Here is an 11100-nt window from a genome sequence, read left to right as displayed (position 1 = left end):
CCTTGCTCTGAAACTTACGGAATGTCTGTGGTCTTGCCGGCGAGGCTGAGGAACCGCTCGACGAGCGCCGCTCCGCCCTTGGGCTCGCGGCCGATGACGAGCACGGTGTCGTCGCCGGCGATGGTGCCGAGGATGTCGGGGTACTCGGCCCGGTCGATCGCGGAGGCGAAGTACTGGGCGCCACCCGCAGGGGTACGCAGCACCACCAGGTTCGCACTCCCGTCGGCGCTCACCAACAGCTCACGGGCGAGTCGGCCGAGCTTGCTGCGTCCGCTCGCGGACTCCCCCGGCGCCACCGCGGTGCGGTCGCCGCCCTCGCCGGGAACCGCGTAGACCAGCGCACCGGACGGTGTCCGCACCTTCACCGCGTCGAGCTCGTCCAGATCGCGCGACAGCGTCGCCTGGGTGACGTTGACCCCGTGGGCGAGCAGTGCCTCGGAGAGCTCGGTCTGCGACCGGATCTCCCGGCTCCAGATGATGTCGACGATCAGGGACTGCCGGGCACCCTTGGTCGCCGGCCGCTGGGTCTCGTTCGTCGTCATCGTCGCTCCCACAGGAACGCCAGGATCGCCTTCTGGGCGTGGCGCCGGTTCTCCGCCTCGTCCCACACCAGGCTCCGCGGGCCGTCGAGCACCTCGGCCTCGATCTCCTTGCCGCGGTAGGCCGGCAGGCAGTGGAGCACGACCGCGTCGGGGTCGGCGTGGCCGAGCAGCTCGGTGGTGAGCGCGTAGGGCGAGAACACCGCGACCCGGGCGGCCGCCTCGCTCTCCTTGCCCATCGAGACCCAGGTGTCGGTGATGAGTACGTCGGCCCCGGCTGCCGCCGCGACGGGGTCCGAGGTCACCGTGACCGAGCCGCCGGTCTCCTGGGCGATCTCCTTGGCCCGGACGAGCACCTCCGCGTCGGGGGCGTAGCCCTCCGGCGCGCCGAACCGGACGTGCATCCCGGCCGTGGCCCCGGCGAGCGCCCAGGAGTTGCCCATGTTGCAGGCCGCATCGCCGAGGAAGGCCGCGGTCACGCCGGCGAGGGATCCCTTGTGCTCCTGCAGCGTCTGCAGGTCGGCGAGCAGCTGGCAGGGGTGGAACTCGTCGGTCAGCGCGTTGACAACCGGGACACCGGAGTGGGCGGCCATCTCCTCGAGGTCGCTCTGCGCGAACGTACGCCACACGATCTCGCCCGCCTGCCGGCCCAGCACCCGGGCGACGTCGGCGACCGACTCCCGCTCGCCGATCCCGGCCAAGCGGCCGTCGACGAGCATCGAGTGGCCGCCGAGCTCGGCGATCCCCGAGGAGAACGACGCCTGGGTGCGCAGCGTCGGCTTGTCGTAGATCGTGGCCACGGTCACCGGGCCGGCCAGCGGCTTGGCGGCGTACGGCTCCTGCTTCATCGACGCCGCGAGCGCGAGCACCTCGGCCTGCTCGGCCGGGGTGAGGTCGTCGTCGCGGAGGAAGTGTCTGGTCATCTCGCCTCCTCCGCTGAGTCGAGGATCCCCGGCCACGCGGCCAGCAGCGCCTCGGCGTCGTCCTCGGTGAGGACGAGCGGCGGGACGATGCGGATCCGCTCGGGGGTGGCGTTGTTGAGGATGAAGCCCGCCTCGAGTGCCGCCGCGGCGACGGCGGCCGAGTCGAGACCGGCGAGGACCACGCCGATGAAGAGACCCTCACCGTCGACGCGCACGACCCGCGGGTCGGCGGCGAGACCGTCACGAAGCTTCTGGCCGAGCACGGTGACGTGCTCGAGGAGCTTCTCGGACTCGATCGTCTCGATCACCGCGAGACCCGCGGCGCAGGCGACCGGGTTGCCACCGAACGTGGTGCCGTGGTTGCCGGGCTCGAAGAGCGTGGCCGCCCGGCCCAGACCGATGCAGGCGCCGATCGGGAAGCCGCCGCCGAGGCCCTTGGCCAGGGTGACGATGTCGGCGGTGACCCCGGAGGTCTCGTGGGCGAACCAGCGGCCGGTGCGGCCCACGCCGGACTGCACCTCGTCGAGCCACAGCAGCGCGCCGTGCTCGTCGGCCACGGCCCGCGCGGCTGCCAGGTAGTCGGCCGGGGGCACGACGACGCCTGCCTCGCCCTGGATCGGCTCGAGGATGATGGCCGCGGTCTCGTCGGTCACGGCGGCCGCCAAGGCCGAGGCGTCGCCGTAGGGGACGAAGGTGACCTCGCCCGGGAGCGGCTCGAACGGCGCCCGGTAGGCCTCCTTGGCGGTCAGCGCCAGGGCACCCATCGAGCGGCCGTGGAAGGCGCCCTGAGCAGCCACGATGTGCGTACGGCCGGTGCGCCGGGTCAGCTTGAAGCCGGCCTCGTTGGCCTCGGTGCCGGAGTTGGTGAAGAACACCCGTCCGGTCTCCCCGCCGGGAACCCGGGCGAGCAGGGCCTCGGCCAGCTCGACCTGCGGGTGGGAGGTGAAGAAGTTGGAGACGTGGCCGAGCGACTGCATCTGGGCCGTCACCGCAGAGACCAGCGCCGGGTGGGCGTGGCCGAGGGCGTTGACGGCGATGCCGGCCAGTAGGTCGACGTACTCCTTGCCGTTCTCGTCCCACACGTGGGCGCCCTCGCCTCGGGTGAGGACCAGCTTGGGGGCGCCGAAGGTGTTCATCAGGGAGGCGGCGTAGCGCTCTCCATAGGTGCTCATCGGTCCAGCTCCCTTGCCTTGCGGGTCTTGGTGGTGACGCCGGGGAGCACCTGGGTGCCGACTCCCTCGGCGGTGAACAGCTCCAGCAGCACCGCGTGCTGCTCGCGGCCGTCGACGACGGTGGCGCGCTTGACGCCGCCCTTGACCGCCTCGAGGCAGGCGCTCATCTTCGGGATCATCCCGCTGGCGAGGTCGGGGAGGATGCCTTCGAGCGCCTCGGGGCTGATCTCGCCGATGACCTCCTCGGGGTCGGGCCAGTCGAGATAGAGGCCTTCGACGTCGGTGAGGACGAGCAGCTTCTCGGCCTGCAGCGCGATCGCCAGGGCGGAGGCGGCGCGGTCGGCGTTGACGTTGTAGATGACGCCGTCGGCGTCGGGGGCGACGCTGGAGACGACCGGGATCCGGCCGGCCTCGATGATGTCGAGGACCGACGCGGGACGTACGTCGACGACCTCGCCGACCTGGCCGAGGTCGACTTCCTCACCGTCGACGACGGTGCTGGCCGGCTCGGCGGTGAAGAGCCCGGCGTCCTCGCCGGACAGACCGACGGCCAGCGGGCCGTGCTCGTTGATGAGTCCGACGAGCTCACGCTGCACCTGCCCGACCAGGACCATCCGGACGACGTCCATGGCCTCGGGGGTGGTCACCCGCAGCCCGCCGCGGAACTCCGACTCGATGCCGAGCCGGTCGAGCATGCTCGAGATCTGCGGGCCGCCGCCGTGCACGACGACCGGCTTGAAGCCGGCGAACCGCATGAAGGCGACATCCTCGGCGAAGGCGCGCTTGAGCTTGTCGTCGGTCATGGCGTTGCCGCCGTACTTCACCACGACGATCTTGCCGTGGTACTCCTTCAGCCACGGCAGCGCGCCGGCCAGGGTGCGGGCCTTGGCGGGGTCGGGGCGGCCGGGCTCGTGCGACACCGTCTCCAGGTCGATCACGGTGCCACTCCCACCGTCGACAGGCCGGCGGTCTCGTCGAGACCGAGCGCGAGGTTCATGCACTGGATCGCTCCCCCGGCGGTGCCCTTGGCGAGGTTGTCCTCGGCGCCGATCACGACCAGCCGGCCGGCGGCCTCGTCGACGGCCACCTGCAGGAGGACGGCGTTCGAGCCGAGCACGGCCTGGGTCTGGGGCCACTGGCCCTCGGGGAGCAGGTGGACGAAGGGCTCCTCGCCGTAGGCCTTCTCGTAGACGGCGCGCGCATCGGCCGCGGTCACGTCGGCGGCGAGCTTGGCCGAGCAGGTGGCCAGGATGCCGCGCGGCATCGGCACCAGCACCGGGGTGAAGGAGACCGACACCTCGCCGTCGACCAGCGCGGAGAGGTTCTGGACGATCTCGGGGGTGTGGCGGTGGACGCCACCGACGCCGTAGGCGCTCACGTTGCCCATCACCTCGGCGCCGATGAGGTGCGGCTTGGACGACTTCCCCGCGCCGCTGGCGCCGGTGGCGGCGACCACGACGACCTCGGGCTCGACGATGCCGGCCTCGACGGCCGGGGCGAGGGCGAGGGTGGAGACGGTCGGGAAGCAGCCGGGCACGGCGATCCGGTGAGCGCCGGTCAGGGTCTCCCGCTGTCCCCGCAGCTCGGGCAGCCCGTAGGGCCAGGTGCCGGCGTGGTCGGTGCCGTAGAACTTCGTCCACGTCTCGGCATCGGCGAGCCGGTAGTCGGCGCCGCAGTCGATCACGACCACGTCGTCGGGAAGGCCGGCGGCGATCGGTCCGGACTCCCCGTGCGGCAGCGCCAGGAAGACGACGTCGTGACCGGCCAGGGTCTCGGCGTTGGTGGGCTCCAGCACGCGGTCGGCCAGCGGGAGCAGGTGGGGCTGGAGGCTCCCCAGGGTCTTGCCCGCACTGGAGGCGGCGGTCAGTGCGCCGATCTCCACCTCGGGGTGGGCCAGCAGCAGCCTGAGCAGCTCGCCTCCGGCGTATCCACTGGCACCGGCTACGGCGACGCGCTTCTTCGTCATGTGCATGAACATACGTCACTCTGCATGTATGTCGCAAAGCGTGTTCGACCCCTGAGACGGCCGTGAAGGAAACCCGGAGGAAATGTGTCAGCGGTGACGCTTAAGGTTCCCTCCATGACTCGTCTCACCCCCGCCGCCTACCTCGACCACATCCGGTCGGAGTCGGCGCGTTTCCGTGCCGTGCTGGCCGACACCGATCCCGCCGCCACGGTCCCGACCGCCCCGGACTGGACCGCCGCCGACCTGCTGTGGCACGTCGCCGCCGAGGTCCAGCACTTCTGGACGTACGTCCTGGAGAGCCGTCCCGCAGAGCCGACCGAGGAGACCTATACCGAGCTCGAGCGCCCGGAGGGCGCGAGCTACCAGGACCTGCTCGCCCGCTTCGACGAGCTCAACGCCCGCTTCATCAAGACCCTCGAGCAGACCGCGCCCGAGGAGCCCACCTGGTCCTGGTCGCAGGACAACACCGCCGCCTTCGCCTACCGCCGGCAGGCACACGAGATCCTCATCCACCGCCTCGACGCCGAGCTCACCGCCGGCGCGGTGACGCCGCTCGACCCCGCGCTCGCCGCGGACGGGATCGACGAGCTCCTCGACGTCTTCTACGGCGGGAAGCCCGACTGGGCGACCTTCGCGGGCAGCGACCACTACGTGCGCGTCGACGCCGTGGACACCGACACCCAGACCTGGGTCCAGCTGGGCGTCGTCTCCGGCACCCGTCCCAACGGCGACCGGCTCGAGGACGAGCCCGACCTCAGCGTCGTCCCCGCCGAGGAGATCCCGGCCGGCACCGAGCCGGACGTCGTCATCGAGGGTCCGGCGGCGGACCTCGACGCCTGGCTCTGGCGTCGCCGCGACGACGAGGGCATCCAGGTCACCGGGGACAAGGACATCTACGAGCGCTTCCGCGCGTTGACCAACCAGGCGATCACGGACGACTAACCTTCGCCGCATGATCAAGCACCTGGCGGTCTTTCTCGGCTCCCGCGACGGCAACGACCCGGCGCTCGGGAAGAAGGCCTACGAGGTCGGCGCAGGGCTCGCCGAGCGTGGCATCGAGCTGGTCTACGGTGCGGGCGGCGGCGGGCTGATGGGTCAGATCTCCCAGGGCACCATCGACGGCGGCGGCCGGGTCTTCGGCGTGATCCCACGCTTCATGATCGAGCGAGAGTGGGGTCGCGTCGAAGGCGCGCCGGGGATGCAGACGATCGTGGTCGACACCATGCACGAGCGCAAGGCGCGCATGGCCGAGCGCGCCGAGGCCTTCCTGGTCCTCCCCGGCGGGATCGGCACCCTCGAGGAGCTCTTCGAGGTCTGGACCTGGCAGACCCTGTCGCTGCACGGCAAGCCCGTCGGCCTGTTCAACATCAACGGCTTCTGGGACCCGCTCGTGGAGATGATGGAGCGCATCGCCGAGGCCGGTTTCATGCACGGCTCCCCCGGCGAGTCGCTGGTGGTCGGCGACGACCTCGACGACGTCCTCGCCCGCCTCGACGCCGCCCGCTGAAACCGGCCCGGGGTCGTGAAACCGCGGTGAAGGCGCGCTGAAACCGGCGCCCTTCACCGTGGGAGCATGACAACCACCGAACTGGCCGTATCGGCCTCGGGTCTGGTCAAGACCTTCGGAGACTTCACCGCGGTCGACGGGACCGACCTCGAGATCCGCCGCGGCGAGGTCTTCGGCGTGCTGGGGCCCAACGGCGCCGGCAAGACCACGACCCTCAAGATGCTCGCGACCCTGCTCCCGATCGACGCCGGCACGGCGGAGATCTTCGGGGTCGACGTCAAGGCGCACCCCCACCAGGTGCGTCAGCTCGTCGGCGTGACGGGGCAGTACGCCTCGGTCGACGAGAACCTCACCGCCACCGAGAACCTGGTCCTCTTCGGCCGCCTGCTCGGCATGTCCGGCAAGGCCGCCCGAGCCGCCTCGGAGGAGCTCCTGGAGTCCTTCGGGCTCCAGGAGGCGGCCAAGCGGCAGATCTCGAAGTTCTCCGGCGGCATGCGCCGCCGCCTCGACCTGGCCGCCTCGCTCCTGTCCCGTCCCCCGCTCATCTTCCTCGACGAGCCGACCACCGGCCTGGACCCGCGCACCCGCGGCCAGATGTGGGACACCATCCGTACGCTGGTGGCCGGCGGCTCCACGGTCCTGCTGACCACGCAGTACCTCGACGAAGCCGACCAGCTCGCCGACCGGATCGCGGTCATCGACCGCGGCGTCAAGGTCGCCGAGGGCACCTCCGAGCAGCTCAAGACCTCGGTCGGGAACTCGACGCTCCACCTGCGGCTGAGCGACAAGACGCAGGTCGCCACCGCCGCGGCCGTGGTCGAGAAGGTCACCGGCGAGCGTCCCGTGCTCACTCCCGAGGCCGGCGGGGTCAACGTACCGCTGGCCGATGCCGACCGGGCCGCCGACGTGCTCATCGGCCTGCGCCACGCCGGCATCTCCATCACGACCGCCAACGTGCAGCAGCCGACCCTCGACGAGGTCTTCCTCGCCCTGACCGGCCACGGCACCGAGAGCTCCGAGAGCCCCGCCGGGAACCACGCCGAGAACCCGGCAGAGACCCGCACCGACATCCGCACCGAGGAGGTGGCCTGAGATGGCTGCACTGATCTCGACGTACGCCGTCGCCGACCGCCCGCTCAAGCCCCACCCCGGTATCGGCGAGACGGTCTCCCAGACACTCACCATGGCCCGGCGCGCACTGATCAAGATGATGCGCAACCCCGAGCAGTTCTTCGACGTCACGATCCAGCCGCTGCTGTTCACCGCGATGTTCGCCTACATCTTCGGCGGCGCGATCTCCGGTGACGTGAAGGCGTACCTGCCCACCATCATCACCGGCATCCTCGCCCAGACGGCGCTGACCGCCTCGATGGCTCGCGGTACCCAGCTGCGCGAGGACATGGACAAGGGCGTCTTCGACCGGTTCAAGGCGCTCCCGATCGCCCGGATCGCGCCGTTGGCCGGACCCGCCGTCGCCGACCTGCTCCGCTACGGGATCGCGGCAACACTGACGATCCTGGTCGGCCTGCTGATGGGCTACCGGCCCGGTGGTGGCGTCGGCGGAGTGCTCGCCGGCTGGGCGTTGACCATCTTCGCCGGCTGGTCGCTGAGCTGGATCTTCACCTGGCTCGGCACGGTCCTGAAGACCGCGGGCGGAGTGCAGGGGCTGGGCATGATGATCATGTTCCCGCTGACGTTCCTCTCCCCCGCGTTCGTGCCGAAGGAGACCATGCCGAACTGGCTGCAGCACTTCGTCGACGTCAACCCGGTCACCCTGGTCATCAACGCCACCCGCGACCTGATGAACGCCGGCGACCTCACCCTGAGCGTCGTGTGGGCACTGGTCGGCTGCGCCGCGGTCGTCGCGATCTTCGCGCCGATCTCGGTGTGGAGCTACAGCAAGAAGCTCTAGCCCGCGGGCACCACGCGCGCGATGACGCCGCGGGCCTCGTCCACCAGGGCGAGCCCGCGGCGTTCGCCGTACTCGGCCGAGACGCGTTCGAGCACGCCCGGTGCGAGCCGCGCCGCGTCGGCGACGGCGAGCTCCCAGCGCATGTCGAGGAAGGACCGGGAGTAGCCGAACCGGTCAGCCAGGACCAGCAGCCTCACCGACTCCTCGCGCGGAAGCGCGTCCCTGAGGAGGCCCCACACGCCCAGCGCGAGGAGCAGCATGCCGGTCACCGGATAGTCCTGGGAGCGGCGCTCCCGGGAGACGAGCCGGGGCGCCTTCGCCATGAGTACGTCGAAGAGGTCGGCGCCGTCGGATGCCTCGCCGTGGCGGGCGCAGCTGACCACGGTGACGGCCTCGGCCGCGACCCGCCACGGGACCAGGTCGGGGTCGTCGGTGAACCCGGGGAACGGCAGCTCGCCCATCGTCGCCACCACCTCGCCGAACAGCGCCAGGCCCTCCTGGACCCGCCCCTGGGCGAGGAGGAGCTGCGCCTTGGCGCCATGGACGGCACCACGGGAGCCGAAGCCACCGCGAGGCTGCTTCTCGGAGAGCTCCGCGAGGATCTCGGCGGCCTCCTCGAGGCGCCCCTGCTCCACCGCGTACGTCACCAGGACGGCGTGGGTCTGGATGAGGTCGTCGTCGGCGCCGAGACGGCGCAGGACCGGGACGGCTTCGCGGGCGTGGTGGGCGGCCTCGCCGAGACGGCCGAGCTGGGCGTAGAGACCGCTGAGCTGGGCGTGCAGCATCGCGCGCGGCCAGGGTCCGCCCGCGGTGCCGGTCAGGCGCAGCGCCTCCGTCCCCGCGGCGAGCGCTCCCTCGGGGTCGCCGAGGTTCTCCCGCTCGTGGCTGAGGAAGGTGTAGGCGCGGGCGCGCACCTCCGGGTCGGGATCGGCGATCAGCTCGGTCAGCTCGTCCTCCAGCGGCCGGCCGGGCTCGCCGGCGCCCGCCCGGGCGACGGTGCCCGCCATCGCCTGCATGACCTTCAGCATCACCCTGAGCTGCGGGTCCGCGGCCTCGATGCCGACCCGGTCGAGGATCGCCATCAGCCGCTCCAGGCCGCTGCCACCGGTGACCGCCGCGCCGAAGAGCAGCAGCGCCAGGACGAGCCTGGTCTTCTCCAGCATCTCGGCAGGCGGCTCCCACTCGGCCAAGAGGTCGGCGACGGGCCCGGCCAGCATGATCACGCGCTGGTGCTCGCCCGCGATGGTCCAGAAGACGCCCAGCGCGCAGAAGAGGCGGATCACGGACTCGGCCTCGTCGTCGGCAAGGACCTGACGCAGGATGTCGGCGAGGTTGCTCTCCTCCGCCCGCAGCTCGTCCATCGCCTCGAACTGCTCTGGGGAGTAGATCCGGCCCGCCCCCGCGTCCGCGTAGGCCGTGGCCCAGGCTCGTTGCGCCGCCCGGGCGGCGCCGTCCTCGCCGGAGTCGATGAGCTGCATGCGGCCGAACTCACGCACGGTCTCGAGCATCCGGTAGCGGAACCCGAGCGGTGCCTCGACGACTGTCAGCAGGGACTGGTCGACCAGCTCCTCGATCGCGGCGAAGGCATCGGCACCGAGCATCGCCTCCGCGGCCGCGAGAGTGAAGCCGTCGTGGAAGACCGATAGCCAGCGCATCGCCCGGCGCTCCCGCTCGGAGAGCAGGTTCCAGGACCAGTCGATGACCGCGACGAGCGTCTGATGGCGGTCGGGGGCGTTGCGGTCGCCGCCGCGCAGCAGCTCGAACCGGTTCTCCAGCCGCCGGGCGATGTCGGCGACCGACATCGCCCGCACCTTGACCGCGGCCAGCTCGATCGCCAGCGGCAGCCCGTCGAGCCGGGTGACGATCTCGTCGACGCGGTCCTCGTCGAGCTGGACGCCGGGCCGCGCGGCGACCGCTCGCCGGCGGAACAGCTCACTGCCGTCGTACGCCCCCAGCCGGCCGAGCGGGTAGACCCGCTCCGCGCCGATGGCGAGCGGGCTGCGCGAGGTGGTAAGGACGGTCAGGTCGCGCACCGTCGCGACCAGGAAGGCGACCAGGTCGGCTACGGCGGCCACGATGTGCTCGCAGTTGTCGAGCACGATCAGGGTGGGCGCGCCGTCGAGCTGCTGGGCGATCCGCGACCGCACGTCGGCGCGCTGCTCGGGGGTGAGCCGGTCACGGCGGGCGACCGAGTCGCGTACGCCGAGCGCCGAGCCGACCTCGCTGACCAGGTCGTCGGGCGCGGTCACGCCGACCAGCTCGACGAAGTGGACCACCGGCTGCTCGGCGCCATGCGCGATCACCTGGGCCAGGCTGGTCTTGCCCAGGCCACCCGGCCCGAGGATCGTGACGACGCGCGAGCTCTTCAGCAGTGCGGAGACCTCGGCGGTGTCCTGCTCGCGACCGATCAGCAGGTCGGCGTCGTGGCGCAGCCCCGAGCGCACCGGACGGTCGCGCGCGAGCAGCTCGGCATGAACCGCCCGCAGCCGCGGGCTCGGGTCGACGCCGAGGCCGTCGGCCAGCCCGGCCCGGTACGCCGCGAACCGCTCCAGCGCCGCCGGCACACCGTGCACCGCGGCGACCGCCCGGAGGATCGCCTCGGTGACCTCCTCGTCGGGATCGAGCCGGTCGAGCCGCTCGAGGAGCGGGAGCGCCTCCGCGTACCGCTTCTCCGCGGCAAGTCGCAGCGCGTGCGGCCGCAGCGACCAGGCGTCGACCTCGCCCGCCTCGAGGCCGAGGCGGTAGCCCCGCGGCGTACGTTCGATCGCGTCGGACGCGGTCGCCGTCCGAGCCCGGGAGACGACCACCTGGAGCGCCTTGGCGGGGTTGGCCGGGACGTCGTCGCGTCCCCAGATCTCCTCGACCAGAGCAGCCTCGGAGGCACCTCGCGGACCGGCGTCGACCAGCGCGCGCAGCAGCGCCCGGGTCCGCTCGCCGGCCACCGGCGCCCCCGCCCAGGTGACCTCGTCCAGCACACTCAGTGTCGTCACAGCGGCCATTCTGTCATAACGATATATCGCGTACGTACGGGATTTCGGCCCTCCCTCCGAGGAGTGGAGCCGTCATGGCGAGAATAGGACC

At 71.6% G+C, this 11100-nt stretch carries 10 protein-coding genes; 4 read left to right on the top strand and 6 right to left on the bottom strand.

Annotated features, from left to right (window positions below; all coding sequences use genetic code 11):
• Positions 1-14: 14 nt before the first annotated feature.
• The 5 genes from ACWZJV_RS27740 to argC are packed head-to-tail and all read right to left on the bottom strand — an operon-like array spanning position 15 to position 4606.
• The gene (locus ACWZJV_RS27740) at positions 15-542 is read right to left on the bottom strand and encodes an arginine repressor (protein WP_008359409.1); all 528 of its coding nucleotides are present in this window, start codon (positions 540-542) and stop codon (positions 15-17) included.
• On the bottom strand, positions 539-1462 hold the full coding sequence (argF, locus tag ACWZJV_RS27735) for an ornithine carbamoyltransferase (protein ID WP_008359408.1): 924 nt from the start codon (positions 1460-1462) through the stop codon (positions 539-541). The genes ACWZJV_RS27740 and argF overlap by 4 nt, the downstream gene beginning before the upstream one ends.
• Positions 1459-2634: an acetylornithine transaminase gene (locus ACWZJV_RS27730; RefSeq protein WP_457179677.1), complete on the bottom strand. Its 1176-nt coding sequence runs from the start codon at positions 2632-2634 to the stop codon at positions 1459-1461. Before ACWZJV_RS27730 ends, argF begins: the two co-directional genes overlap by 4 nt.
• Complete coding sequence (gene argB, locus ACWZJV_RS27725) at positions 2631-3572, bottom strand: acetylglutamate kinase (RefSeq protein WP_457179676.1); 942 nt, start codon at positions 3570-3572, stop codon at positions 2631-2633. The genes ACWZJV_RS27730 and argB overlap by 4 nt, the downstream gene beginning before the upstream one ends.
• On the bottom strand, positions 3569-4606 hold the full coding sequence (gene argC / locus ACWZJV_RS27720) for an N-acetyl-gamma-glutamyl-phosphate reductase (RefSeq protein ID WP_457179675.1): 1038 nt from the start codon (positions 4604-4606) through the stop codon (positions 3569-3571). Before argC ends, argB begins: the two co-directional genes overlap by 4 nt.
• Before the next feature lie 108 nt (positions 4607-4714).
• Here argC and ACWZJV_RS27715 point away from each other — a divergent pair, with 108 nt between their 5' ends.
• The 4 genes from ACWZJV_RS27715 (at position 4715) to ACWZJV_RS27700 (ending at position 8019) form a co-directional block, all read left to right on the top strand.
• Entirely contained in the window at positions 4715-5542 is an 828-nt protein-coding gene (locus ACWZJV_RS27715; protein ID WP_457179674.1) for a maleylpyruvate isomerase family mycothiol-dependent enzyme, read from the top strand.
• A gap of 10 nt (positions 5543-5552) precedes the next feature.
• Positions 5553-6107 carry an LOG family protein gene (locus ACWZJV_RS27710; protein ID WP_008359398.1) on the top strand — a complete coding sequence of 185 codons (555 nt, stop codon included), beginning with the start codon at positions 5553-5555 and terminating at the stop codon, positions 6105-6107.
• Between the two features lie 66 nt (positions 6108-6173).
• Positions 6174-7199 (top strand): ATP-binding cassette domain-containing protein, encoded by a 1026-nt coding sequence (locus tag ACWZJV_RS27705; protein ID WP_457179673.1) that lies wholly within the window; start codon positions 6174-6176, stop codon positions 7197-7199.
• Between the two features lies 1 nt (position 7200).
• Positions 7201-8019 (top strand): ABC transporter permease, encoded by an 819-nt coding sequence (locus ACWZJV_RS27700; protein ID WP_008359394.1) that lies wholly within the window; start codon positions 7201-7203, stop codon positions 8017-8019.
• On the opposite strand, the gene ACWZJV_RS27695 is transcribed toward ACWZJV_RS27700, so the two are convergent.
• Entirely contained in the window at positions 8016-11009 is a 2994-nt protein-coding gene (locus tag ACWZJV_RS27695) for an ATP-binding protein (RefSeq protein ID WP_457179672.1), read from the bottom strand. The two genes, ACWZJV_RS27700 and ACWZJV_RS27695, sit on opposite strands and share 4 nt — an antisense overlap.
• Between the last annotated feature and the right edge of the window lie 91 nt (positions 11010-11100).

The sequence above is a fragment of the Nocardioides sp. WG-D5 genome, assembly GCF_054031175.1.
This window is presented reverse-complemented; position numbering and strand designations above follow the sequence as displayed.

Excerpts from the sequence above, each read along its gene's own strand:
- ACWZJV_RS27705 (WP_457179673.1), top strand. The coding sequence starts at position 6,174 with ATGACAACCACCGAACTGGCCGTATCGGCCTCGGGTCTGGTCAAGACC.
- ACWZJV_RS27715 (WP_457179674.1), top strand. The coding sequence starts at position 4,715 with ATGACTCGTCTCACCCCCGCCGCCTACCTCGACCACATCCGGTCGGAG.
- argF (WP_008359408.1), bottom strand. The coding sequence starts at position 1,462 with ATGACCAGACACTTCCTCCGCGACGACGACCTCACCCCGGCCGAGCAG.
- argC (WP_457179675.1), bottom strand. The coding sequence starts at position 4,606 with ATGCACATGACGAAGAAGCGCGTCGCCGTAGCCGGTGCCAGTGGATAC.
- ACWZJV_RS27740 (WP_008359409.1), bottom strand. The coding sequence starts at position 542 with ATGACGACGAACGAGACCCAGCGGCCGGCGACCAAGGGTGCCCGGCAG.
- ACWZJV_RS27730 (WP_457179677.1), bottom strand. The coding sequence starts at position 2,634 with ATGAGCACCTATGGAGAGCGCTACGCCGCCTCCCTGATGAACACCTTC.
- ACWZJV_RS27710 (WP_008359398.1), top strand. The coding sequence starts at position 5,553 with ATGATCAAGCACCTGGCGGTCTTTCTCGGCTCCCGCGACGGCAACGAC.
- ACWZJV_RS27700 (WP_008359394.1), top strand. The coding sequence starts at position 7,201 with ATGGCTGCACTGATCTCGACGTACGCCGTCGCCGACCGCCCGCTCAAG.